The organism is Catellatospora vulcania (assembly GCF_009720385.1).
GTDB classification, from domain to species: domain Bacteria; phylum Actinomycetota; class Actinomycetes; order Mycobacteriales; family Micromonosporaceae; genus Catellatospora; species Catellatospora vulcania.
The window spans coordinates 136,941-162,906 of the sequence record NZ_WARX01000007.1 but is presented as its reverse complement, the minus strand read 5'-3'; the positions used below and the strand labels follow the sequence as shown (position 1 = coordinate 162,906).

13 protein-coding genes are annotated in these 25,966 nt (G+C 70.3%); 2 read left to right on the top strand and 11 right to left on the bottom strand.

Annotation, left to right across the window (positions count from 1 at the left end; translation table 11 throughout):
• Positions 1–9 precede the first annotated feature (9 nt).
• The gene (locus tag F6W97_RS28755) at positions 10–672 is read right to left on the bottom strand and encodes a TetR/AcrR family transcriptional regulator (protein WP_230687061.1); all 663 of its coding nucleotides are present in this window, start codon (positions 670–672) and stop codon (positions 10–12) included.
• Between the two features lie 61 nt (positions 673–733).
• Here F6W97_RS28755 and F6W97_RS28750 point away from each other — a divergent pair, with 61 nt between their 5' ends.
• On the top strand, positions 734–1,909 hold the full coding sequence (locus F6W97_RS28750; protein WP_155373680.1) for an FAD-dependent monooxygenase: 1,176 nt from the start codon (positions 734–736) through the stop codon (positions 1,907–1,909).
• Positions 1,910–2,039: 130 nt separating this feature from the next.
• Here the strand turns inward: F6W97_RS28750 and F6W97_RS28745 are convergent, their stop codons facing one another.
• From F6W97_RS28745 to F6W97_RS28700, 10 genes are all read right to left on the bottom strand, one after another.
• A complete protein-coding gene (locus F6W97_RS28745; protein ID WP_155373679.1) occupies positions 2,040–7,925 on the bottom strand; it encodes a trypsin-like peptidase domain-containing protein in 5,886 nt (1,961 codons plus the stop codon).
• The gene (locus F6W97_RS28740; protein ID WP_155373678.1) at positions 7,922–8,245 is read right to left on the bottom strand and encodes a CU044_2847 family protein; all 324 of its coding nucleotides are present in this window, start codon (positions 8,243–8,245) and stop codon (positions 7,922–7,924) included. The genes F6W97_RS28745 and F6W97_RS28740 overlap by 4 nt, the downstream gene beginning before the upstream one ends.
• 43 nt (positions 8,246–8,288) lie before the next feature.
• The gene (locus F6W97_RS28735) at positions 8,289–9,302 is read right to left on the bottom strand and encodes a hypothetical protein (RefSeq protein ID WP_155373677.1); all 1,014 of its coding nucleotides are present in this window, start codon (positions 9,300–9,302) and stop codon (positions 8,289–8,291) included.
• The gene (locus F6W97_RS28730; protein WP_155373676.1) at positions 9,299–14,077 is read right to left on the bottom strand and encodes a PIN domain-containing protein; all 4,779 of its coding nucleotides are present in this window, start codon (positions 14,075–14,077) and stop codon (positions 9,299–9,301) included. Before F6W97_RS28730 ends, F6W97_RS28735 begins: the two co-directional genes overlap by 4 nt.
• Positions 14,078–14,699: 622 nt before the next feature.
• Complete coding sequence (locus tag F6W97_RS28725) at positions 14,700–18,293, bottom strand: fibronectin type III domain-containing protein (RefSeq protein WP_155373675.1); 3,594 nt, start codon at positions 18,291–18,293, stop codon at positions 14,700–14,702.
• 25 nt (positions 18,294–18,318) lie between these two features.
• A complete protein-coding gene (locus F6W97_RS28720) occupies positions 18,319–20,166 on the bottom strand; it encodes a spherulation-specific family 4 protein (protein WP_155373674.1) in 1,848 nt (615 codons plus the stop codon).
• Positions 20,167–20,194: 28 nt separating this feature from the next.
• Positions 20,195–21,028 (bottom strand): carbohydrate ABC transporter permease, encoded by an 834-nt coding sequence (locus tag F6W97_RS28715; RefSeq protein WP_155373673.1) that lies wholly within the window; start codon positions 21,026–21,028, stop codon positions 20,195–20,197.
• A complete protein-coding gene (locus F6W97_RS28710; protein ID WP_230687060.1) occupies positions 21,021–21,998 on the bottom strand; it encodes a carbohydrate ABC transporter permease in 978 nt (325 codons plus the stop codon). Before F6W97_RS28710 ends, F6W97_RS28715 begins: the two co-directional genes overlap by 8 nt.
• Before the next feature lie 9 nt (positions 21,999–22,007).
• Entirely contained in the window at positions 22,008–23,270 is a 1,263-nt protein-coding gene (locus F6W97_RS28705) for an ABC transporter substrate-binding protein (RefSeq protein WP_155373672.1), read from the bottom strand.
• A gap of 125 nt (positions 23,271–23,395) precedes the next feature.
• The gene (locus F6W97_RS28700; protein ID WP_155373671.1) at positions 23,396–24,562 is read right to left on the bottom strand and encodes an ROK family transcriptional regulator; all 1,167 of its coding nucleotides are present in this window, start codon (positions 24,560–24,562) and stop codon (positions 23,396–23,398) included.
• Between the two features lie 83 nt (positions 24,563–24,645).
• Between F6W97_RS28700 and F6W97_RS28695 the strand changes: the two genes are divergently transcribed.
• Positions 24,646–25,917, top strand: coding sequence for a Gfo/Idh/MocA family protein (locus F6W97_RS28695; RefSeq protein WP_155373670.1), 1,272 nt, complete (start codon positions 24,646–24,648; stop codon positions 25,915–25,917).
• Positions 25,918–25,966 lie beyond the last annotated feature (49 nt).

Below are 25,966 nucleotides of genomic sequence, written 5' to 3'. Positions count from 1 at the left end.
GGTGCCTTCTTAACCGCGCGTCACGCGGCGTTCGGGTTTGTGCTGGTTGCGGGAGGGTCGGGTGGTCAGGGCGTGGAGGAGAGCGCCCACGGCGGCGGCGAGGTCCGCCCGGCTCTCCGGGGTACCGGGCGGCGGGGCCGTCAACGCGCCCGCACCGGCGAGCCGGTCGAACAGGAGCCCGTCCACGCAGGCCACGAAATGGTCGCCGGCCCGGTCCGGGTCCGCGGCGCCCGCGGCGGCCAGCATGGCGCGCGCCTGCACGCGTGAGGCGGCGCCGTGACCGAGGATGTCACGCAACTCCGGGTGGTGGGTCGCTTCGAGCACGCAGGCGTAACGGGCCAGGGCGCGGTCACGCCCCTCGGTGAGCCACCGGTCCAGCAGCGCGCCGGTCGCGGCCGCGATCCCGTCCAGGTCGGCCCCGGTCAGTTTCGGGGGGTACGCAGGCACGTCGTCGCTCGGCAGGCTGCCCGCCGCCAGGTCGGCCGCGTCGAGGTCGGCGAGCCGCTGCACGAGCGCCTCGATCAGCGCCTTGCGGGTGCGGTAGTAGGCGGAGGTCGTGCCCGTCGGCAGTGCGGCGCGCGCGTCGACCGCGCGGTGGGTCAGACCGCGCATGCCCTGCTCGGCGACGAGTGCGATGGCGGCGTCGGTGATGACGGCGTACCGGGTGACCACGTTAACCCTCGCTTTCCACGCCTGTAGTATGCCGCTTCTACAGATGTAGAAAAGGAGTGGCATGGACGCGATCGTCATCGGCGCGGGCATCGGCGGGCTGTGCGCGGCCATCGGACTGAGGCAACGCGGCTGGCAGGTCACGGTGCTGGAACGCGCGGCCGCCTTCAGCGAGGTCGGCGCGGGCCTGACCCTGATGGCCAACGGCCTGCGCGGGCTGGACGTGCTCGGGATCGGCGACACCGTACGGGCCGCAGGACGGGCCGACGCGCCCGGCGGCACGCGTGCCTCGTCGGGCCGATGGATCTCGCGGATCGACGCCGAAGCGATGACCCGGCTGCTGGGCACCGCCGCGCTCGGCATCCACCGGGCGACCCTGCACGAGATCCTACGGGCAGCGCTGCCCGCCGGGACCATCCTCACCGGCGCGCAGGTGACGGGCCTCGGCCCGCAGGCCCGAGGCGACGAGCCGACCGGCCGGCAGGTCGTCTACCAGCACGCGGGCAAGACGGTGACCGTGCGGGCCGCGCTCATCGTGGCCGCGGACGGGATTGACAGCGCCGTACGCGCCCAACTGTGGCCCGACCACCCAGGGCCAGTCCACTCCGGCTCGACGGCGTGGCTGGGCGTCACCGGACCCTGGGCCGGGGAACGCGCGGCCGCGATCAGCTGGGGCCCAGGCGCCGAGTTCGGCACCGTCCCGCTCGGCGACGGCCGGGTCTACTGGTTCGCCGCGGTGAACGCCCCCGCCAAATGGCGCGTAGAAGACGAGATGGCGGCCGTACGCCAGCGATTCGGCGGCTGGCACGATCCGGTTCCCGGCCTGCTCGACGCCACCGACCCGGCGGCGGTGATCCGCACCGACCTGCGCCATCTCGCCGCTCCCCTGCCGTCCTATGTACGCGGCAACGTTGCGCTGCTCGGCGACGCCGCCCACGCCATGACCCCGAACCTGGGCCAGGGCGCGAACCAGGCCATCGAGGACGCGGTGGTGCTCGCCGCGGTCTGCGGCCCCGGAGACGCCATCCCGGCCGCACTGGCCGAATACGACCGGCAACGCCGTCCCCGGTCGCAGCAGGTCGCCCGCGCCGCCGTACAGATCGGCCGGATCGGCCAGCAGCTGGCGAACCCGCTGGCCGTAGGCCTGCGCAACACGATGATGCGGCTGACCCCGTCCCGGTTGGCCCTGCGGTCGATGGCCCGCCACGCAGACTGGGACGCGCCCCGGATCCCGCGGTGACCGACCGCGCCTGTGGTGATGTGTCCGCGGGTGCCCGGCACGGTGCGCCGACGGTTGACGGCGGGCCCATGTCGTCGCGGTGTCACCGGCACCTCCGGGCATGGTCGCGAGGTGTTCCGGAACGTGAGGTTCAGTGCCGACGGCTGACCGTCGCCACGTACGGATCGAGTTCGCCGGGCTCGAACCGGCAGAGTTTCATCGCCCACCAGAATCGGCCGCCGGCGTCACCGGTCAGGCGGTAGGACCCGTCCGCGTGCAGCGTGGCCGACTCCCCGTCCTCGAAGGGCACGATCGTCAGCCGGCACCGGTCGTGCGCGAGGTCCCACACCCGGATGGTCCCGTCTCCGCCGCCGGTGACGACGACAGGGCTTCCGTCCACGTCGACCACCCGCACCGACCAGATGGGGCCGGTGTGCGCCTGGAACGGTTCGCCGATCGGCTCCCCGGTCGCCAGCTCGGACAGCCGCAGCAGTCCGTCCTGCCCGCCCGCGACGATGACGGCGCCACCGGCGAGGCTGCTCACCGCCACGCACCGCACCGATCCCGGGTGGCGCAACGGCCGGCCCGCCAAGCGCTGGTCGGACAGGTCCAGCACGCGAAGCACGCCATCGGCTTCCCATAGCACAAAAGGCTCACCGTTGACACCGACCACCGCCGATCGTCCGGTGACGCCGTCCCGCGTCCAGAGGTCGGCGAGCATCAGGTCGCCGCTGTCCAGGTCCCAGGACAGCACCCCGTCACCGGCCGCGACGACGATCGTCTGCTCACCGATGGTCTTGACGGTGAGCGAGTCGAGCGATGCGGCCGGCCCGGTAAGGGTCGTCAGCAACCGGCCCGTCGCCAGATCGCAGACCGACAGCGATGCGGGGCCGACGCCTCCCACGATGATCACCGGCTGGCCCTGCAAGCGGGCCGTGGCCATCATCCGAACCGCTCCGACGTGAGCGGGCCACGGCCGGCCCACCGCCGCTCCCGTGTCGAGGTCAGCGGTCCGGATGTAGCCGTCGCTGCCCCCGGACACCACGACGGGCCGTCCGTCCAGGTCGCCGATCGCCATGGACACCGCAGATCCGAACCCCGCACGGCTGCGCTCCCCGACCGGAGATCCGGTCACCGCATCCCACGCCCAGACCGTACCTTCACGGCCCTCCGTCGCCACGATGACGACCCGGCCCTTCAAACCCGCCACCTCCAGCATTCGGTGCGAGTCAACCTGTTCGGTCCACGGTTCGCCCACGACGTCCAGGTGTTCCAGGTCCAGGACTCGGACCTGGCCGCCGTCGTCGTCGCAGACCACGATCACGCGACGTCCGTCGAGCTCGGCGGATGCCAGCGAGAGCTGCGAACCGGGCCGGTCGAGCCAGACGCTGTCGGCGGGTTGCCCGGTCACCGGGTTCATCGTCCGCACCGCTCCGCTGCCGCAGGCCACTGCCACGACGGGGGATCCGGCGACCGTAGCGGCCGCCAATGACCACGCCGGACCGTCCTGGGTGTGCCATGCCGGGCCGATCGGCTGCCCGGAGCGAAGATCAAAAACGCGGACGAGTCCTCCGCGCCCGGCAGCGGCTACCGCAGCGCGACCGCCGACGTCGACCAGCGCCAGTGACCACACCGGACCGCCGAACCCGGACCACGACTCACCCACCGGATCGCCCGTCGTGAGGTCCCACGCCCGGACGGTCCCGTCGGCGGCACCGGCGACCACCAACGGCCGGCTGTCGACCTGAGCAGAAACGACAGCGAACACCACTCGCCCCTGACCGGCATGAATCATCCGATGCATGTGCCGGCCCGTCGCCGCGTCGCAGACCCACAGATGCCCGTCCGCTCCGCCCGACACGATGACGGGTCCGTCCGCGAGCACCGCCGTGGTGACGGACCACACCACGCCGCCATGATGCGAGCACACCTCGCCCACCGGTCGCCCGGTCACCAGATCCCATCGTCGGACGTCCCCGGCGTCGTCGCCGGAGACGACCAGCAGCCTCCCGCCGACCTCCACCGTCGTCACCGACGTGACGGAACCCGTGTGGCCGACGAGATTGCGAAGCGGTCGCCCACTCGCCAGATCGCGAACCTGGACGAGCGGGCCCCTGCCGACGACGATGACGCCCAGGGAGTCGACGACAGTCACGCAATTCGCGCCGAACGCGACCGAGGTCATGACGTCGACGTCGTCCCGGGCCGCGACCGCCGCGTCGGCAAGCTCGGGGGCGTGGAGTGCCGGCACGTCCAACGCGGTGCCGAGGATGGCCGCACGCTTCCAGGAGCTGCCGACCACCCTGGTCTCCCGTAGGTCCGTGTCGATGAGCTGGGCGCGGTCGAATTTGGCACCGGCGAGGTCGGCGCCGGCCAGGCCGACGTGGGCGAGCCGGGTGTCGGACAGATCAGCCGAGCTCAGCCGCGCATCGGACAGGTCGATGTCCATCAGCACCACTCCGGCCAGAACCGTCGAGCTCAAGTCGGCGCCCCGCAGCGCGAGGCCGGAGAGATCCGCGCCACGCAGATCCCGTGCCGACAGGTCGACGGTGGCGTCGACCGGCAACCGCCGCGTCAGCGTCAGGGCGCTCTCCTTCGCCAGCGGGTACGACGTGGGCTCGGTGAGGACTCCACTCGCCCATGCACGGGCGTTCGCGTGACCAGCCAGGTCGACGAAGAACTCCGCCATCAGCGGCGACACGGCCCGCACCTCGAGCAGCGCCGTCTGGCCCGTGTCGCACAGCTCGATCGCCGCGGCATTCGCCACGAGCCACTCCAGGACCGACTGGTGGACGAACGCGAAGGTGTCGTCGTCGCGGCGCACGAGCAACGTGCCCGAGCCGATCGCATGTGCCGCCTGCGGTGTGGTGAAGTCCTGCTCATGCAGATGGGTGAGGTCAGCCTCGACCCGGGCCAGCAGATCGTTCAGCGCCAGACCGGAAGCTCCGCTGGTCCACAGCTGGATCGCCAGGCGCGTGACCGCGGTGAAACGGTCCTCGTCGCCGAGTCCCGCCCGCTGGTGCCGCAGTCGGCCCGTCTCGAAGCCGAGCCACCACCCGATCAGCTCACGGTAGAGGTCCGCGGCACCGATTACGCCCTCCTGCCGGCGGACCTGGTCAAGCCGCTCCTGGGGCATCGCGGCGAGGAAGCTGAGCATGCGAGGGTTGGCGGCCAGCCCGAGCAGGTCCTGCACGGCGGCCAGCGCGTCATGGCGGGCACGCGCCGCGGCGGCGTCCCCGCCGTAGAGATTGGTCAGGTAGTCGAGGATCTGCTCATCGGTGAAGCTGTCGATGACGGCGACACGAACCAGCCCGCGCCGGACCTTGGGCTGCTCGCCGAGCACCGCCCGGATCTGCTCCGTCGACCCGAAGTGCTGCGTGCGGCTGGTGACCACGATCTTCGCCTGGCTGTTCGGGACGTCGAGCGGCTGGAGCAGTGTTTTCAGGTAGTCGGCGGCTTGCGTGTAGTTGGTCCGCACGACCAGCTCGTCGAACCCGTCGAAAAGCAGCGCCAGCCGGCCGGTGCTCACCATGCTGTGAAGTTTGTCCACATCGATGCGGGCCACGTTCGCCCCGACCAGGTGTGCGACGAGAAGCTGGTCGAGCGTCGGCTCCTTCTCCAGATGCCTCAGCTCGATCAGCACCGGTATGACATGTGGCAGCCGGGTGGGCAGTTGCCTGGTCAGCTCGCGCAGCAGGAACGACTTGCCGTGTCCGAAGTCGCCCAGCAGCAGCGAGAAGTTCGGCTGGTCCTCGTCGAACCAGCCGACCAGGGTCTCGATCAGGCCGGTCCGGGCGGCCTCCGCATGTTCGTTGAGCATCCGGAACCGCTGCGGCACGTACAGCGAGGACGGGTAATTCGTCTCGGCGCGAAGCCGTTCGGCCTGGCCGGCGACGAACGGCCGGAAATCTATGAGTCCCTGGTATTCGGTGAGACTCAGCAGCTTGATGCTCGCGCGCCGGGCGGCGTCGATGAGTTCAGGCCCCGCGGGCTCACGGCCTCCGTAGACCAGTTCCGAACTGAGGTGCGGGTCGTCCGCGGCGAACCGCTGGTGCACCTGCGCGAACGCAGCCACGGCACGATCGTCGACGCTGCTGATCACGCCGACCGGCCACGACCCGGCGGCGGAGCCGGCGCGCTGAACGATGCGGAAATAGGGCGGCTGGTCGGCGATGGCGTGAACCGTCTCGGCGATCCGGGCGTTGGGATGCCGCAGCGGGACAAGGTCGTGGACACGTTCCATGAGCCCGTTGACCCAGTCGGTGTCCCAGGTCGGCGCGGTCGCCGGTGGCATGGCCACAGGGTCCGTATGCGCGGCGTCGAACGTGGTGGCGGCGTCGGCGAATCCGTGCACCAGATCCTGGCGCCACGTGACGCCCGACGGGGTCATGCTCAGATCGTCTTCCCACCGCCGCAGCACCGGCCAGTAGCAGCGCCCGTAGCGGGTGAAGCCGTCGCCGCGCAGCGACACCAGGTGATATCGACTCGGGGCGTCCGCGTGGTCCGTTCCGATGGCATCCCCACGGCGCCCAGCCGCGAGCGCCGGTAGCCAGGTGGGCAGGTGATAGCTCTGGCCGTCATGGGCGTTGCCGTGCAGCAGCAGGTTGAGCTCGGGCGCGAGGATCCGGACGAGCCTGTCCACGTCGCGCAGATGCTCCTCCTCCCGGCCCGCGACCTGCAGCGGGTCGTGGTGGACGGCGCCAATGCGTAGCCAGCCCCGCGACCGGTACCGGCGTAGCCGTTCGGCGAACCAGGCGAGCTGCTCGTCACCGCAAAACCCGTAGTGATCCTCCGGCTGGTGGCTGTCGGCCATCGTGGAGTTGAGACCGGCCACGACGACGGACAGGCCGGGCACCTCGAAAAGCGTCCACGGCCGGTCCGGCGTGAACTCCGCCGAGTCGACGCCGTCGTACAGGCGCCGGAACATCGCCGCGAAATGCCGCCACTTGGGCCAGAACGGCGCTAGCGGCTCCACCCCGTCCGCCTGCTGTGACTTGAAGTACCCCTCGCACGCGATCCGGTTGACGTCATGGTCGCCAGGCACCACGATCAGCCGGTCGCGAGACAGGCCGAGGGTCGCGGTGAGGCCGCGGAGAAACCTGTCGGCGCGGGCGAACTCGGCCGGCATGCCGCGCTCGGTGAGGTCACCGGTCACCACCACGAGATCCGGCCGCAGCTTCTGCTCATCGATCAGGCGCGTCAGGTCGAGGTCCAGGTCCTGTCCATACGGGTCTGCTTCCCGCATGGCGTCGCCGCCGACCGCGTCGTCGCCGAATCGCAGATCGGCCAGGTGCAGGAGGGTCATCGAGGAAGGGTCTCGGCGCGCCGCCGCCCCAGTGGCGGCGACACCCGGCGTCCGCTGCCGGCTGAAGACCTTCGGCCAGGCGTCCGAACCCTGCGTTCCGGCTTCGCGGATCCGATCGGCGATTTCCGCCAGTTCCGGAAGAATCGACGTGCCGATGAGCGCGGCAACCGGCGCGGCCCAGCCGCCCAGATCGGTCTCGCGGTGGCGGGTCGCCGTGATCACCCCGACGACCGCCTGCCGCACCGTGCACACCAGCGGAGCACCGGAAAGCCCTGGCGCGACCTGGCCGGATTTCAGCTTGAGAAAACCGTCGCCTTCGACGCCCTCGAAGCGGAACGACGCCGGCGAGCCCGGCGGCAGCTGATGGCGTTCTCGCGCCGAGAATCCCCAGGAGTGGCAGTCCACTTCGCCGGCAGGGTCCGCCGGGTCGAGGCGCACCCATGGATGGTCGATCCGCTCGTCGAACGAGAGCACGGCAAGATCCGGATAGGGGCAGAGCGTCCCGGTGGTCGCGATCCCCGACCGGGCCACCACCTGAGCCGTGAGGCGCCGTGCGGTAACCGCCTGGTCGGCCGTCACGTCCATGAAGTCGGCATCACGAACGACGTGCGCGCAGGTGAGCAGCAGACCCGGGGCGATGAAGAATCCGGTGCCGGGGATGCCACGACGGTCGACCGGAGACAGCCGGACGACGAACCGGCGAAGCAGGCGTGAGTCGAGGGTGGCGCTCATTCGCCAGGTGCCGAACCCTCCGCTGCCCTGGCCGGCTGCCAGGTCAGCATGACGTTCATGCTGGCCGCCCCTTCGCCGTCGACGATCAGCCCGGTGAGGCGCCCGCCTTTCGCCGTCATCGACAACCCGAATTCCACGCTCGCCTCGCTGATCGCGATGCCGCTGAGCGATTCGGCCAGCTGGCTGCCGATGGCCCGTACGGTGTCGCGGACGCCGTCAAACGAGAAGACGTCCTCGATGCCGACGTTCTGCGCACCGCCGCCGTCCCTGACCTGAACGAAGAATTCGACGTCGCCGATCCTCACCAGCTCTTCGCTCACCAGTATCCCTCCGCCCGCTTTCCAGTGATGGTGTGGCCGACGCTCATCGCAGGTGGAACCGCCCCGAGCCCTCGAGCCAGTTCTCGACGGCATCGCACCATTCCCGGGTCGCCTGCATCTCCCGGGTGATCTCCCGACGCAGCTCGTCATCCACATCGGCCGCCGCCCGGCCCGCTATCTGCACCAGCAGGCCAAGGCGCGCCTGGTACAGGCGAATCACCGTCTCCTGGAGCTCCGCACCGGTGTCGGGGACGACGCGCACCGCGGGTGCCGGGACCGAGACCTGCGACCGAGTCGACGGCACGGGCGCACCCCGGGTCGCTGAGGCCACCGGGTGCGGCTCCGGCACGGTCTCCGGTTCGGATGTCGATGACGGTTCGTCAAACGTCGCGATCGGGGACGGTGCGGGGGCGTCCACAGCGCCAGGCGGCGGAAGCACGGGTCGCAGGAGCAGGGCCTCCTCCGCCGCGGCGGTCTCCCGTAGAAGGACAGGCGGCGGCGGGGGCGGCGGCAGGGCCTCCTCGTCCACGGCGGTGTCCCGGAGCAGCACCGGCGGCGGCGGCGGAGGCGGCGGGAGCAACGGCTCCTCCCGCACGACATCGTCCGCCACCAGCACCGGCGGAGGCGGCGGAGGCGGCGGCGGGGGCGGAGCCTCCTCCACCACGACGGTCTCCGGCAAAAGGACAGGCGGCGGAGGCGGCGGAAGCGGAGCCTCCTCGCTCGCGACGGTGTCCCGGAGCAGCACCGGCGGCGGCGGAGGCGGCGGCGGCGGGAGCAACGGCTCCTCCCGCACGACATCGTCCGCCACCAGCACCGGCGGAGGCGGCGGAGGCGGAACCTCCTCCAACACGACGGTCTCCGGCAAAAGGACAGGCGGCGGGGGCGGCGGCGCAACGACCGGATCTGCGGGCGAGGTCACCGGTTGTGCTTGCCATGGCCGCCGGTCAGCGATGTCGTCGGCAAGCAACTGGGGCGGCGGGGGCGGCGGCCCGCCCGGCATCGGAATCGCCACGAATTCCCCTATGTCGTGAACGATGCGTTCGCCGTCGTCGCTCATGCCTGGGCCTCCGTGAATCGTTCCGAGGTGAGTGGCCGTACGCCTGTCGGATCGGCCAGCACCTCGTCGGCATCCCACAGCAGGAGATCCGGGCCGTCCAATCCGAGGATCTGGCAAGTCGTGTTGCGAGCCTGGGATGCCGACTCCCAGGGCCGTCCGAACCGACCGGTGCCGGCCCGAGCCGGGTCACCGGTGGCCCGCCCGCCGACAACGTGCACCCGTCGACCGGACGCGGCGGCGACGCTGCCTTCGGCCCCCTGGAGCAGATGCAACGCCGTCGGCACAAAGTAGTGGTCCGCCGACACGATGACGACCTCCGCGAGGTTGTACTGCTCCGCCATGCTCGTGATCAGCGGCTGCAGCGTCATGTCCGCCGCGTTGTCACGCGAGCCGATGCTGTCGGGGGGCATCGAGAACCGCATCTTCCGAGCCACGAACGCGGCCTCGACCGCACGCACGTCCCATCCGGCGAGAGAGAGCGAATACCTGGTCGCGACGGCCACCGGAGGCACCGTCGAGCCGAACCGCTGGGCGAACGCGAGCAGCTGGTCGGCGAGATGATCCGGCGTCGGCGCCGCACCGATGACGTTCTCGACGTCGATGAACATGCCGACGGCCTTCTTGGACTTGTCCGGCGAGATCTCGAGCCGGGCACCGTACCGCGACCGAAGGTAGCGCTCCAGCACACCACCGCGGATCCGGATCCGCAGGTCGCCGTCGGAGCCCATCCGTGACTCGATCACGTAGCCGTTCTCGAGCACCCGCAACGCCGACCTGACCTCGTCGCCGAAGCGACCGAGTACGTCGGACACGCGCAGCCAGGCCCGGGGCTGGGTCAGCGTGTGCGTCAGGTCGATCGCGGTCGAGCGCTCGTACTCGCTGAGGACCGATGGCGAGAACCACGACGTCTCGAACATGATCTGCTGATCCACTGCGATCTGCCGGGAGGCCTCCCGGACGTCGTTCACGCAGATGATGTTCCGCCGGCCGGCGTTCGCGAGGCGGAGCGCGCCCTTGATCGTGGCCGAGGTGAAGTTCGGGTGGCCCGCGCATTCGTCGAACAGCGCGTTGAGCACGTCTGGCGGCACGGTCACCGGACGTTCATCGAGGACCGACTCCATGAGCTTCATCACGTCGTCCGGCTTCAGGAAGTCGACGCGTCGCGGGTCCACGAGCAGCCCGGTCTGCTGCGGAAGCCCGCTCGGTCCCTCCACCGCCGCGAAGATGAAACCGCACTGGCGGCTCTCGGCGGCCATACGCATGATGTCGAGGATCGCCGCGCATTCCACGGTGTACAGGCACTGGAACTCGTCGACCATCAGCACGGGCGGCACCGGGCCGGCGCTTGACGCGTAGGCGTTGATGAACTCCTCGAAGAACATCACCGGGTTCTCCGGCAGCGCGGGCACCTCCGGCAGCGGACAGTCGGCTCGTTGCGCGATCCGGCGGCACAGGTTGGCAACCGTCGCGCCGAGGCTCTGGTAGGCGGGCTGCAGTCCCTGCGCGGTCACGAGATCGACCCGGCGCCCGGTCTCCCTCAGCTCGACCACGATGCGGTTGAGCAGGCTGCTCTTGCCGACCTTACGGATGCCGTGGAAGCACACCGGAACGGCGGGGAGCCGATCGGTGTATTCGCGCAGCACCCGGTCCAGATGCTCGTCTCGGCCCTGGAACAGGCCGGAGACCACCTGGTTCTGGTCCAGGGGCTCGTTGAGCACGAAGTCGTCGGGAATCTCCAGACCGGACACGCCTGCGTCGGCGAGCAGCGCATCCCAACTGGAAACCGGTGTCTCCAAGGTGATCGTGCGCTTGCGGCCGGTAACGTTGTTCCAGCTCCAGCCGAGGTTGACGACGATACCCGCGGTGTCACCGGCCGACGGCCACTCGGTCGCGACCGGCACCGCAACGGTCAGCACCTGACCGGGAGCGAGATCGCCGACCTGGACGGCCTCGCGGCCTGCGGCCAGCGTCACGTCCTGAAGATGCACGTCCTGGGTGCCGCGGACCTCCAACACCGCCTGCGGCACGTCCGACTCACGGCTCAGACCGACCCAGTAGCCGGGAATCGACGCCCCCGGCGGTGGCGCGTCGACCAGGTTGGTCGCCGCGAAGTCGCAGGCCCGGCGGACCGCGCCCAGCAACGCCGCAAGCGACTCCTCGGCGGTGTCGGACGACTCCAGCTGGCTGGCGATGCGCCCGACCCCGTCCAGCAGTTCACGCGCCTCATCCGGCTGCACGCGCTGGGACAGCCGCCCGAGGCCGTCGAACATCTGGTGGACGAGCTCACGGACCTGAAGACCGGCGCCCACGTACGCCAGGGCCGGTTCGACGCTCTTGGCCAGCGCCGCCACCGAAGCCGGATCCGTAGCCGCGGTCAGCCGCGGGATGAGCTGCGCTATCTCTGGGCGTATCTCGGCCGGCCGAGAAGTCTGCACCGTGGGCAGCAGGTTCTTGAGCAGCTTCTCCTGCTCGCTGGACAGGTTGATGCCGTGGTGACTGGTGACAGCGGTGACTGCCCGGCCGAGCCGCTCGTCCCGCCACCGCTGGGCGAACCGGAGTGCGCCTTGCGCGATCGGGCGGAACTGTTGCTTCGCGTCGCTCAGCGCCTTCTTGGCGTGGTGCATCTGGCCCTTCACCGCGCTGCGGCGTGACTCGGTCTCGGTGCTCCGTTCCATCCGGCGTTCCAGCTGCTTCATGTCGGACGAAAGCTCGTCGAGTCGTTCCCGCCCGTGCTCCACGACGCGGTGCCACGTCTCGCTCGCGACGATCGACTGCTCCGGGTCCTTCTCGGTCAGATCGGCCAGCGCCACCAGCACCGTCAGCCGGGAACCCGGCGACACGCGGGTCGCCGCGCCGGCCAGGATGCAGCGCTGCCAGCGCTGGGTGTAACGGGACTCCTTGCGCACCTCGTCGATCATGGCCGCGACGGAGGCGCGACCGGGCCCGACCTGCAGCGCTGGTGGATCTGCGAGCTGCCCCCACTGCCGCAGGGCCCGCTCCGCCAGCGCGAACCCTTCCTGCGAGTCCCCGTCCGCCATGGCCAGCGCGGCCAGGAGCACCCGCGGCTCGGGCACCTCGCACGCCCAGGTGGTGAAGAAACGGGCGGCGTGCGCGGCCTCCGCGCTGTCCTCGGACGCCTGCAAAGCGAGCCAGATGCCTTGCAGCACCATGTCGGTGTCGGCCCGCCAGGACTTCAGCCCCTGCTCGACGTGCTTGTACGCGCCCGCCTCGGCGAACTTGCGGCCGGTGTCGAAGACGGCCAGATTCCAGCAGACCTCGGGGCTCGGCTGGGTCGTCCGCCGCCACTTGTCCGCGGCATCAGGTAGGCGCCCCGAGTGTGTATCGAGGTAGGCGTCCCATTCTTCCGCCACGGCGCTCCGGCCACGGACCAGGAACTGCTCCAACGCCTGCCGGCACCGGTCGATCGCCGGCGGGCTGCCGTCGATCGCCGCGGCGATCTCGTTCCGGTGGAGTTTGTTGCGCCCGAGCAGCAGGGTGGCGGGGTGCGGCGCCGCCGGCGCACGGTAGGTGGAGACGCTGCTGCCCAGCTGCTGCGCGAGCCAGGTCCGGGCCTGCTCCAGCAGCAGCCCGCGATTGCGTTGGCACACCGACATCGCGACCTGGGCCTGGAACGACTGGCTCGCGTTGAGCAGGGCGGTCCGGTCGTCGATGGACAGCCCGCTCAGATCGCTGCGCTTCGACGGGTCGGCCCGCTGCCGCAACTCGTCGAGGGCGAGGCTGGATTCCAGCTTGAACACGTCGAACCGGTCCGCCAGGCTCTTGGCCTGGGCTTGGGTCAAGTACTCGGCGAGCGTCGCCGCGGGCTCCACACATCCCGCCGCACGAGCGCGGTCGTGACGGGCCGAGGCCGTATCCAGGACGCCCGTCAGCGCGCGCAGCAGCAACTGGCGGACGACCGACGTATACCGGTCGGTGGCGGTGACGAGCGAGCTCACCTGCGCGCTCGACGGCGTGGCCTGGCGGACCACGATGCCGATCGCCTCGGCGACGACGTTGGCCTGCTCGGACTGGACCGCCGCCACGCACGCCGGCACCAGCATGTGCTCGGACCTCGGAAGGGACCCGCTGGTCGCCGCCTTGTCGGCGAGTATCTGGAGCAGGGCGGCGGCGACCGACTGCGTGGAGCGCTGCTTGACCGCCCGTGCCAGGCCGCGGTTCAGCAGCGCCCAGCCGAGCGGGCGCGCACTGTCGTTCTCGAAGAACAGCTCCGGGTAGACGGAGTCCCAGAACGTCCGCTCGTCCTCCTCGGTCAGCGTGCTCGACGTCCGGCTCGACGGGCCCGACGCGTGCGGGTCGGTGCTGTCGGAGTCGGCGGAATGCGGGGCCGCCTCGCCCGCCGGGCAGGCGGTGCGGGCCGCCAGGACCGCGGGTGAATCAGGCAGTTGAGTGGCGAGGTAGCCGATCGGCCCGGCCAGGGTGTCGACCACCGCCACTTCCATCGCGGCGGAGACCAGCAGGTCCGCGAGAGCATCGGCGGTGCCGCCGGTCACGTCCGGCCCGACGCTGGCCGCCAGCTGGCACAGCGCGTCAGCGCCGGTGACGACCGTGCGCCGGCGGACATGGTAGTAGAGGCCCTGCATCAGCAGGTGTGCCGACGTCTCGCTGCCCAGCCCGCCGCTCTTCGCGGCGAGGATCGCGAAGGCCGCGTCGAATGCGTCCGGCTGCGAACGATCCGGCAGGTCGCAGTGGAGAAATCGCCCCAGGCTCGTCAGCCAGGCCCAGGTCTGCGATTCCCAGGCTGCGTCAACTCCCACGGCACACCTCACCATTCGGGGACAGCGTCCTGCGGTTTGCCCTATAGGCGCCGGACGATGAGTGACGTTAACGCGTGACGCTCGGCGAGGACAGCGGTCCACCCGATCGAGAATTCGCGAGATCCATTCACGACTGCGGATGAGAATCGCGTCAGCAGGCCTTTCTCCGGGCCCGAGTGATCACCCGCGACATGCGGCTGAGGCAGAAATGGCCACTGGTGCCAACCCGACTCATCTTCGGACCGAGTTGACCGGGTCCATGGTCGCCGATCCCCTCCGCACGGACGGTTTTAGCAGTTCAAGCCCGCGGAATACCGAACCCGCACCGAAGGGCGGCGGCGGTGTCGACATTCGTCCGGAAGGCCCGCCGGCGAGCAAGTGAATCGTCGATTCACTCAAGTAACTTTTCGGACTGCGACACAACGCAGTCTTGATTTAGGATGCGGCTCGCTATAACGATCAATGAATAGTGATCGCTCACGCGGCACCCGACGACCCGGCATTCCCGTAGGCCCGAATAGCCATCGCGACGGTAATCCGCCGCCTTCGCCGGGCGTATCGACACCACGGTCACCGAGAGCGGTGAGCGGGTGCCGACGGTCCGGCACCCGCTCGGCTGACGTCAGTTCAGCAGTGTCACTACGGGGAACGTGCCGCTCGCCGCCGGAAGCCGGTCGGTGGTGTTGTTCTTGATGTACCCGACGCGGAACTGCGCACCCGCGGCCAGGCCCACGCTCGCCAGCGGCACGGCCGCTTCGATGACGGTGTCGTTGCGGACGAACGTCATCGCGCCGAGCGGGGTCCAGGCCCAGCCGCTGCCGCCGTGGTCGTACAGGTTGGCGTTCTCCAGCATGTAGTCGCCGCCGGACGGGTTGGTCCAGCCTGCGGCGTTGTAGCCGGTGCCGGTGTTGTTGTCGGTGTTGAGGAAGAACTGCCCGAGGACGTTCAGGCCGGTGCCCTTGACGCACAGGTAGAGCGTCGTGCCGTTGTTGGTCACCGACACCGACTGCACTCCGGTGCCGCCGGACAGCACCGGGTTCACGCCGGCCCAGTCCCCGGCCGAGCCGTCGATGGTGATCGCCGGATAGGAGCCGCCGGACGAACCGGTGGTGAAAGTGCCGTTGGGGCTGTTCGTGGTGCCACCGGCCGACACCGAACGCGCCCGGAACTGGTACGCCGTCCCCGCCGACAGCCCCGACAACGTCACCGAATGACTGGTCACGTTGCTCGCACCCGTCGCCGTGGAGCCGTAGGCCGTGGAAGTCCCGTACTCGACGACCGACGACGACGCCACGTCCGTGGTCCACGTGACCGTCGCGCCGGTGCTCGTGACGTTGGCGTACTGGACGTTCGAGATCACAGGTGCGCCGCCTCCGCCGCCGGAGCCGTTGAGCAGGGTTACCACCGGGAACGTGCCGCTCGCGGCAGGGAGCCGGTCGGTGGCGGAGCTGTTCTTCAGGTAGCCCGCCCGCAGCTGCGCGCCGGGGCTCAGGCTCAGCGTGGACAGCGGGATCGCCGCCTCGACCGCGGTGTCGTTGCGGACGAAGGTGACCGCGCCCAGCGACGTCCAGGCCCAGCCGCCCCCGGCATGGCGGTACAGGTTGCCGTTCTCCAGCATGTAGTCCGCGCCGGACGGGTTGCTCCAGCCGGTGGCGTTGTACCCGGTGGCGGGGTTGTTGTCGGTGTTCAGGAAGAACTGCCCGAACACGTTGAGCCCCGTGCCGCGGGTGAGCAGGTAGAGGTTGGCAGCGTTGTTGGCGATCGACACCGACTGCACGGTGGTGCTGCCGGTCATCACGGCAGTGATGCTCCCCCAGTCCCCGATCGCGCCGTCGACGGTGATCGCCGGATAGGAACCGCCGGACGAGCCTGTGGTGAAGGTGCCGTTGGGGCTGTTCGTGGTGCCACCGGCTGACGCCGACCGCACCCGGAACTGGTATGCCGTGCCCGGCGACAACCCCGACAACGTCACCGAGTGGCTCGTCACGTTGCTCGCACCCGTCGCCGTGGAGCCGTAGGCCGTGGATGTGCCGTACTCGACGACCGACGACGACGCCACATCCGTGGTCCACGTGACCGTCGCACCGGTGCTGGTCACGTTCGCGTACTGGACGTTCGAGATCACCGGCGGCTGCGCCGGGGGCGGCGAGCTGGATGGCGTCGGGGATGGCGACGGCGGGGCGCCGCCGCCGGGCACGGTGAACTTCACCGAGGACCCGCCGAAGTTGGCCACCCGCAGCCACGTCCACACCTCGGTGCCCGCCATCGAGGCCGGGAACACGTAGTCGCGGTCGAACTCGAACTCGGCCCGGGTGCCGGACTGCACGACCCGCACCGGCCAGCCGCGGTTGGTCGGCGCGCTCGGGCTGCTGAACTTGAACACGTCGCCCTGGCCCGCCCCGGCGTGCGGCAGCAGGTACGCCTGGTTCAGGTTCTCCAGGTAGAGGCGCGAGTCGGGCGAGGTGGGCCAGGACGGCTGCCACCCGGCCGGCCCGTCCTTGTCGTAGTCGAAATAGATCATCTCCTGGGCGAGACTGATCGTCTGCTTCGCCTCGACCATCATGAAGAACCGGTTGCCCACGAACTTCACGTACACCTTGGTGATGCCCTTGGCGTTCGCGCCCGCGGGATCATTGAAGATCGGGAGCTCCGCGGACCACTCCCCCACCGATCCGTCGGCCACGAAGCCGCCGTAGAGGTCCGTCGGATGTGCCCCGGTCTGGCTGGGCGAGGCCAGCCCCTGGGCGTCGAGCCAGTTCTTGGCGTCGTCGTACACCGCGGAGTTGAAGTGGTTCGCGCCCGACACGTCGTAGCCGAGGTAGCCCGAGTTGACGACGACCTCGTTCATCCACTTCTGGGTGCTCGCGGCGGGCACCCGGAAGTCGATGATCGCGACGTTGAAGCCGTCGGCCTGGTTGGCCTGGGCGTTGACGTACTCCTTCCAGAAGCCGCCGAAGTTGTCGCGACTTCGGTAGGTCGGCGAGGCGGAGTTGGTGTTCCAGTTGGCCTCGAAACCGGGGCTGGTGTCGTAGAAGCCCGGGATGTACGTGTTGTAGTACCAGGACTCGGTGACGAAGATGTTGATCGCGTGCCGGTAGCGGGCGGCGAACTGCGAGGTGCCCTCGTCGGGGTTGAAGTACCAGTAGCCCCGGTTGGACGCGACGACCTTGCTCGGGTCGACCGCCTTGATCTTCTCCACCAGGTCGACCATGCCGCCCGCGGTGAAGCCGAAGTTGCCGCGCGGCCCCCACGAGATGCCCGGCCCCGCGCCGCCGACCGGGTCGGGGGTGTCCACGGTGTCGAGGAAGACCCCGTCGTAGTCGCCGTCGTGCACGATCTTGTCGACCTGGTACGTGACGAACTTCTGCCAGGCCGGGTCACCGCCGTTGATGTAGCCGCCGCCGTAGGTCGGGTTGACGTCGACGGTGCCGTCGCCGTCCTTCCAGTAGCCGCCGTACAGGTAGCGGCTGTCGTTGACCCAGGTGCCCTGCTGGTCGAGATACCAGGGCATGACGCCGTTGTTGCGCCAGGTCAGGCGGTTGCCCCAGGACGAGTGGTTCGCGCCGATGGAGGTGCCGGCGTAGTTGGCGTAGCCGTCGGCGTAGGTGCCGTCCGGGGTCGCGCCGCCCTCGACGTTGAGGTAGGAGCCGGAGGAGCTGTAGTTCCACGGGTTCGGGCCGTGCAGCGGACCCGACGGGCCGCCGTAACCCGCCGGGAGCAGGCCCAGGTCGATGCCCTTCTGGACGGTCATGTGCCCGCTGTGCCCGGGGATGATCGTCGGCAGCATCTCACCGACCGACAGGTAGCCGAGCACGATCGCGTCGTCGGCGCTGCCCAGCACCCCGTCGACGCCGCGCTTGATCTCCTGGACCTGGGCTGAGGTGACCGACTCGAAGTAGAAGTGGTCGGCGGTCACGTTCAGCACGCGCAGCGTCGGTTCGAGGACCACCAGGTCGTACGCCTTGAGCTGGTTGACTTTCGCCTGGTCGAGCGCGCCGTACCAGAACGCGGTGCGGCTGTTCGCGCCGAGCGTGGGGACCTTGCCGTAGAACGGGGTCCGGCCGATCTCGAAGCCGGCCGCGGCCGCCGGGGCCGCCGTGAGGGCGACGATCCCGGCGGTCAGCGCGGTGGCGGCGGCCAGCGCCCCGGCCAGCAGCCTGGCCCGAACGCGGCGTGCGGATCGAGTGGTGCGGTGCGGATGAGCTCTGTCGTTCATGGCACCTCGCCTCGTTGAAAGTGGATCAGCTGACGGTGATCACTGCGGTGTAGGTCTCCGGCGAGCTGCCGGAGCCGTGGAACACCACCCGGTGCGGGCCGGGCGGCTGGCCGCCGAGCACGTCCTGGAGCACGGCGACAGGCACGCGCCAGACGTAGCGGTCGTCGTCGCTGGAGATCAGCGGGCTCGGCCCGTCGACCGGAGCCCAGCTCCAGCCGGTGCCGGCGTGGCGGTAGCACCAGGCGTTCTCGATGAGCAGGTCCGCACCGATGCCCGCGGTGGCGAACCCGGTGCTCGCGTCGTTGTCGACGTCGATGAACAGGTGGTGGAAGTCGAACGGCAGGTTGTACTGCGCCTGGTAGGTGGCCTCGGCGGTGCCGATGACGCCGGCGGCGTCCGTGATCGGGTCGCCCGAGGGCGCCGTCGTGCTGACGGTGAGCGGCCCGGCGGCGGCCGAGCGGTTCCCACTGCGATCGCGGGTGTACGCCGTGAAGGTGTAAGCCGTGCCCGGCTCCAGCCCGCTCACCGGCACGCTGACCGTGGCCCCCTGCGTGACCAGCCACGACGGCAGCGACAGCAGCGGCTGCCCGTCGACCTCGACGTCGTAGCCCACGAGATCGGACTCGGCCGACGCCGTCCAGGCCAGCCGCACGCTGGCGACCTTGGTCTCGGTCGCGTGCAGCCCGGCCGGGGCCGCGGGCGGCTGCCCGTCACCGGGCGGCGTGGTCAGGGTCAGGGCCCGGCCGGGCGCGGACACGTTGCCCGCCGCGTCGTGCGCGGTGACCGTGATCCGGTAGGCCCGGCCCGGGTCGAGGCCGTACAGCGTCGCCACCGGCAAGGCACTCGCCGAGCCCGCCGCCCGCACCCCGTCGACCTGCACGTCGTAGCCGGTGACCCGGCCGTGTGTGTCGGCAGCGGGCAGCCACGCGACGACGGCTTCGGTCGAGTGAGTCCGGACCGGGAACGGTGTGCCGAACACGCGCGGCGCGGCCGTGTCGCCGCCGCCCGCCGACGTGGCGGCCAGCTGCTGCGTCCAGTAGTCCTGCGGCGGCAGCGAGTCCCACGGGTTGGCCAGCACGTCCGGGGTGACGTACAGGTAGCCGGCGTTGCGCTGCTTGCTCAGCGTTACCGCGTTCGCGAGCTGCGCCGTGGTGTCGGTGGCGTGCACCAGGTGCCACAGCTTGCGCGGGTCGAGCGCGCGGTGCCAGGACGGCGGCTGCCAGCCGAGGTAGGTCTCGTAGGCGCCCTCGAAGGTGAGGATCACGTCGGCGGCGTCGGCGTAGCAGGGCTCGGTGTCGATCCCAGGGTTGATCACGGTGAACGCGCCGGGGTGGGACCGCTTGGTGTGCCGGTCGAGCATCCGGTAGGTGTCGACGTAGGTGTCCTGCGGGCCGCAGACGTTCTGCACCTCGTCGAAGAAGATCCCGGCGAGCCCGTCCGCGCCGTAGAGGCGGTACCAGGTGGACACGTCCTGCTGGACCTGCGCCGCCCAGGCGGCCGGGGTGGTCTCGTTGAGCCTGGTCGCGCGGCCGGTGGTGCCGAGGTAGCCGGTGGCGACGTAGCCGAGCACGCGTACCCCCGCGGACTTGGCGGCGGTGATGGCGGCGGCGTAGTTCGGGTCGCGGGTCTTGCCGGGTCCGGAGAACGGGTTCGCCACCGCGATTCCGACACCCGGGGTGTTCAGCTGCTGCCAGAGGGCGCTGCCGTCGCCGCCCGGGTAGAAGTACGCGGGCACCGCGAGCTGCTGCGCGATGCCGTCCGACGGGGTGCCGGTGGCCTGCGCGGGTGTCGCGGCGGAGGTGACGGTGAGCAGTGTGACGAGTACGGCCGCCGCCCGGAGGTGCAGGCGTCCGCGGCCATGCCGGTGCAGCATGGTCGTGTCTCCGATCTGGGGTATGGGTTCAGCCCTTGTTGCCGCTGAAGGCGATGCCTTGGATGAAGTGGCGCTGCATCACGGTGAACAGCACGATGACGGGCAGCGAGGCGAGCAGGGAACCGGCCATGAGCACCGGATAGTCGGTCTGGAACTGGCCCTGCAGCGAGGCCAGGCCCGCCGACAGGGTCATCTGCTCCGGGTCGGTGTTGACGATCAGCGGCCAGAACAGGTCGTTCCAGGACCACAGCACGGTCAGGATGCCCAGCGCGAGCAGGCCGGGTCTGGCCAGCGGCAGCATGACCGACCAGTAGATGCGCAGCGGGCCGGCGCCGTCGAGGCGGGCCGCCTCGTCGAGTTCCTTGGGCAGGCCGAGGAAGAACTGCCGGAGCAGGAACACGCCGAACGCGGAGAACAGGCCGGGCACGATGAGCGCGGTCAGGCTGTTGAGCCAGCCCAGGTCGGCCATGATCTCGTACTGCGGGATGACGAACAGCGGCGGCGGCACCATCAGCACCGACAGGAACACGCCGAACAGCAGGCCGCGGCCGGGGAAGCGCAGCCGCGCGAAGGCGTACGCGGCCATGGAGCAGAACAGCAGCTGCCCGGCGGTGCGGGCGGCGGTCATCAGCACGGTGTTGAGGAACTGGTCGCCGAAGGGCAGCAGCTCGAACACGTCGCCGTAGTTGGACCAGCGCCAGTCGGGGAGGAACGTGGGCGGCACCCGGGTGGCGTTGGTGAGGGTCTTCAGCGAGGTCAGGAACTGCCACAGGAACGGGCCGACCATCACCGCCGCGCCGATCAGCAGCGTGACGTGGGTGGCCGTGCGGCCGCCGCGGGGCGGACGGGGTGGCTCAGCCATAGTGCACCCACCGTTTCTGCAGCCGGAACTGGATCGCCGTGAGCACGACGATGAGCACCAGCAGCGCCATCACGATCGCGGCGGCGTAGCCGCGGTCGTTGGTGTAGAACGCCTTGTCGTAGAACAGGTGCACGACGGTCTGGATGCGCGGGAAGGCCGGGTTGGCGCGGGCCGCCTGGCCGCTGCCGCCCATCACGTACACCAGGTCGAACAGCTGCAGCGAGCCGATCACCGACAGCACCGACACGAAGAACAGCGACGGCGACAGCAGCGGCAGCGTGATCCGGCGGAACTGCGCCAGCGCGCCGGCCCCGTCGATCGAGGCGGCCTCGTAGTACTCGCGCGGGATCGACTGCATGCCGGCCAGGAAGATGACGATGTTGTAGCCGAGGCTGGTCCAGATCCCGACGGCGACCATGGCGTACAGCGCGGTCGCGGGGTCGGCGATCCAGTGCGGTCCGTCCACGCCCGCCAGCGACAGCAGGTAGTTGATCAGACCGTAGTCGCCGTTGTAGAGCCAGCGCCAGACCATCGCCACGGCCACCGGCATGGTGACCACGGGCAGGAAGAACAGCGCCCGGTACACCGACACCCCACGCAGCCGGGGCCGGTTGAGCAGCGCCGCGAACAGCACCGCGAGCGGAATGCCGAGCAGGCCGAGCAGGGTGTACGCGACCGTGTTGCGCAGCGCGGTCAGCACCTCGTCGTCGGCGGCCAGGGTGCGGTAGTTGTCCAGCCCGACCCACTCGTGCCCGCCGAACGGCCCCCATTCGGTGAAGGAGAAGTAGCCGGTCTGCAGCACCGGCCACAGGTAGAACACGGCCAGGCCCAGCCCGGTCGGCGCGATGAGCAGGTACGCCCAGGCGGCTTCGGCTCCCCGGTGGCGCCAGCGACGTCGCCGCCGGGCGGGCACCGGGGCGGGCACCGCGGTGCGGACGTCGTCCGCGGCACCCGTCACGGTCATCGTCATCTTGCGGTCCTACTCCTTCGCCAGCAGGGCGTTCATCTGCGCGGCGAGTTCCTTGGCGGCCGCGTCGACCTCGACCTCGCCGCTGTAGGCCTTGGTGAGCTGCTTGAATTCCTCGTCGTTCCAGGCGGCGGTGTTGCGCGACACCGGGTAGGGCACCGCGTAGCTCACCGCGTCGAGGAAGACCTTGCCCTTGAACTGGGCGTTGGCGGTCAGCCAGGCGTCCTGGGTGCCGGTGTGCGCCGGGATGGGGCCCTTCCTGCCGAGGATCTCCGCGGCCGGCTTGGAGCCGAGGAACTTCACGAACTCCCAGGCCTGCGCCGGGGCCTTCGTCTTCGCCGACACCACGTTGGCCAGGCCGTGGATGATGGTGGCCTGCTTGACGCCGGTGGGCAGCGGGGCCGCGTCGACCCGGGTCTTGGTGTACTCGTTCTTGCCGAACTCGGCGACGTTCCAGGAGCCGCCCCAGTACATGGCGAGCTTGCCCGACTCGAACAGGTTCAGCGGGGCGGTGTCGGTCATGGTCTTGAGGTCCGGCGACTGCTTGTTCTTGATGAGGTCGGTCCAGAAGCGCAGACCCTCGATGGTGGCCGGGTCGTCGTAGCCGGACTTCTTGCCGTCGGCGGAGATCACGTTGCCGCCGGCCTGGTAGATGGTGTTGTAGAAGTATTCCTGGCCGGCGAGGTTGGCGCCGACCGCGTAGACGCCCTTGGCCGGGTTGCTCAGCTTCGCCGCGGCGGCCTTGAAGTCGGCCCAGGTCCAGCCGTCGGCGGGGTACTTCACCCCGGCGGCGTCGAAGAGTTCCTTGTTGTACCAGACGCCGACGGTGTCGAAGTCCTTCGGCAGCCCGTAGACCTTGCCCTCGAAGGTGTAGAGGTCGACCAGCGCCTTCGGGTAGACGTTCAGGTCCAGCTTGGCCTGGTCGACCTTGTCGGACAGCGGCATGATCACGCCGTTGTCGGCGTAGAGCTGGATGTTGGGGCCGTTCATCCAGAACACGTCCGGCGCCGCGCCGCCGGTGACGGCCGCCCGCAGCTTGGTCCAGTAGTCGGCCCACGGCGTGAGCTGGACGTTGATCGTGATGTTCGGGTGGTCCTTGGTGAAGGCGGCGGCCAGCTCCTCCATCACCGGGACCTGGTTCTTGTCCCACACCGCGTAGGACAGGGTGACCTTGTCGTCACTGGCGGCAGGCTCTTCGCCGCCGCAACCCGCGGCGGACACGGCGAGGGCGGCGGCCAGAACCGCGGCCGCGCCTACCCGCACTGCTTTCCACATCTGAGGAACCCTTCTTCGCAAGAACGTCATCGGGGATTCACCGGGTCTCATGTGCTAGCCCAGTATTAATGGAGTCCTGAATAAGTTTGTCAAGACCTCTCCCCGCCCTGCGGCATGCCGATGTCTCAACGTGCAGGTCGGACGGGTGCAGCCAACCCGGTGCGCACGTCGAACAGATGCTCCTGCAGATGTTCCAGCGAGAGTTTCACCGCGCCGAGCGCCACCGCCTCGTCGCCGAGCGTCGAGGTGACGATCTCCGGGATGCGTACGCAACGCTTCTCGATCTCCCGGCGCAGCGGGTCGAGCAGCACGTCCGCGGAGCGGGAGAAGCCGCCGCCGAGCACCACCAACTGCGGGTCCAGTGCCAGGACCAGCGCGGACGCGCCCAGCGCGAGTTCCTTGGCGTAGCGGCGCACCACGGCCACCGCCTTGCGGTCGCCCTCGCGGGCACTGGCGAACACGTAGCCGGCCAGGTCGTCGGGGTCGGTGCCGGCGGGCGCGCCGGTCCACGAGCGCAGGTGCTCCTGCGCGCGGATCCAGCCCAGCTCGGGCAGCGCCCCGATCTCGCCCGCTGCCTGCGCGAAGCCGCGGTGCAGCCGGCCGTCGATGATCAGGCCGGTGCCGGTGCGCAGGCCCGCCAGCAGGTACACCACGTGCTGGGCGTAGCGGGCCACGCCCCGCCAGGTCTCGGCCAGCGCGGCCAGCCGGCTGTCGTTCTCCACCAGCACCGTGCCGCCGACCAGGCGCCCCACATGCTGGGCGAGGTGCACGCCGGTCCACTCCGGGAACGCCACCGACAGCACGACCCGGCCCGCCGCGTCGACCAGGCCGCTCGTGCCGACCGTGGCCGCCCAGATGTCCGCGCCGGTCAGGCCGGCCGCGGCCAGGCATTCGGCGACCGCGGCGTCGACCGCGGCGAGCCGCTCGGCCCGGCCCGCGGTGATCGCCACCGGCGTGCGCACCGTGTGCCTGACCTCGCCGTCCAGGTCGGCGGCCAGCACCCGGATGGTGTGGCCCCCGATGTCGATGCCGAGCACCCAGCCCGCGTCGGAGCGGAACCGGTAGCGCCGGGCCGGGCGGCCCATCCCGCCGGACGCGGGCTGCACCTCCTCCAACCAGCCCTGGTGCTGCAGCTGCAGCACCACATCCTCGGTCGAGGGCCGGGACAGGCCGGTGTCGCGGGACAGCTCGGTCAGTGTCAGCGCCGGGCGGCCGCGTAGCACGTGCACCACCGCGAGCGCGTTGAGCTGCCGCAACCGCGAGAGATCCCCGCCTGCTAGCTGTTCGGTCACCACCGGCCCCCTTTTGCACACCGCGCTGCCATGTTACTAATTATGGAGACCTTCAAAAGTAACTCCTCCAGGGGATGGCTGAGATGACTGTAGACGGGGTGCGGCTGGTCGTGGCAGGTGCCGGACTGCGCGGCATCGGATACGCCCGCCGCGCGGCCGCCACGGGGGCGGCCCGCGTGGTGGCCGTCGCCGAACCCGACCCCGACCGGCGCGCGGCCTTCGCCGCCGAGTTCGACGTGCCGGCCGACCAGGTGTTCACCGACTGGGCCGAGCTCGCCGCCGCCGGGCGGCTCGGCGACGCCGCGGTGATCGCCACCCAGGACCGCATGCACGCCGACGCGGCCGTGGCCTTCGCCGGACTGGGTTATCACATACTCCTGGAAAAGCCGATGGCCACCACGGAGCCCGACGCGCTGCGCATCGCCGCCGCCGTCGACGCGGCCGGGGTCATGCTCGCCGTCTGCCACGTGCTGCGCTACACGCCCTACACCCGGGCCCTGAAAGGGCTGCTCGACAGCGGCGCGATCGGCAAGCTGGTCAACGTCCAGCACCTGGAGCCGATCGGCTGGTGGCACTTCGCGCACTCGTTCGTCCGCGGCCACTGGAACAACGCCGAGACCTCCGCCCCGCTGCTGCTCACCAAGTCCTGCCACGACATCGACTGGCTGCTCTACCTGATCGGCGCGGCGCCCAGCCGGATCAGCTCGTTCGGCGGGCTCGCCCACTTCCGGTCCGAGCAGCGCCCGGCCGAGGCCGCCGACCGCTGCCTGGACTGCCCCCTCGAACAGACCTGCCCCTACTCCGCGCCCCGGCTGTACCGCTCCTGCCTGGGCGACCCGGCCCGCGAGTTCTGGCCGCTGTCCGCGGTCACCACCGACCACACCGAGGCCGGCATCGACGCCGCGCTGCGCACCGGCCCGTACGGGCGCTGCGTCTACGGCAGCGACAACAACGTCGTCGACCACCAGGTCGTGGCGATGGAGTTCCCCGACGGCGCGACCTGCACATTCACCATGACCGCGTTCACGCCCATGGAGCACCGGCGCACCCGGCTGTTCGGCACCCACGGCTACGTCGACGGCGACGGCCGGCTGCTGCACGTCACCGACTTCCGCACCGGTGAGCAGCACACCGTCGACACCGGCACCCTGGCCGGCGGCACCGCCGGCGACGGCCACGGCGGCGGCGACGAGGGCATCATGGACGCCTTCCTCAAGGCCGTGGCGAGCGGCGACGCGTCCGCGCTGCACTCCGACGCGGCCGCGAGCCTGGCCAGCCACCGCGTGGTCTGGGCCGCCGAGCAGGCCCGCACCGCCGGCGCGGTCCACCGGTTCCACGCCGGCACGGGTGCGTGACCGGCAGCGGCCGGGTTCGGCCTCGCGCGAACCCGACCGCTGCCGACTA

Coding starts and splice junctions, on each gene's coding strand:
- F6W97_RS28720 (WP_155373674.1), bottom strand. CDS start 20,166: ATGCTGCACCGGCATGGCCGCGGACGCCTGCACCTCCGGGCGGCGGCC.
- F6W97_RS28715 (WP_155373673.1), bottom strand. CDS start 21,028: ATGGCTGAGCCACCCCGTCCGCCCCGCGGCGGCCGCACGGCCACCCAC.
- F6W97_RS28750 (WP_155373680.1), top strand. CDS start 734: ATGGACGCGATCGTCATCGGCGCGGGCATCGGCGGGCTGTGCGCGGCC.
- F6W97_RS28705 (WP_155373672.1), bottom strand. CDS start 23,270: ATGTGGAAAGCAGTGCGGGTAGGCGCGGCCGCGGTTCTGGCCGCCGCC.
- F6W97_RS28695 (WP_155373670.1), top strand. CDS start 24,646: ATGACTGTAGACGGGGTGCGGCTGGTCGTGGCAGGTGCCGGACTGCGC.
- F6W97_RS28745 (WP_155373679.1), bottom strand. CDS start 7,925: ATGAGCGCCACCCTCGACTCACGCCTGCTTCGCCGGTTCGTCGTCCGG.
- F6W97_RS28725 (WP_155373675.1), bottom strand. CDS start 18,293: ATGAACGACAGAGCTCATCCGCACCGCACCACTCGATCCGCACGCCGC.
- F6W97_RS28735 (WP_155373677.1), bottom strand. CDS start 9,302: ATGAGCGACGACGGCGAACGCATCGTTCACGACATAGGGGAATTCGTG.
- F6W97_RS28710 (WP_230687060.1), bottom strand. CDS start 21,998: ATGACGATGACCGTGACGGGTGCCGCGGACGACGTCCGCACCGCGGTG.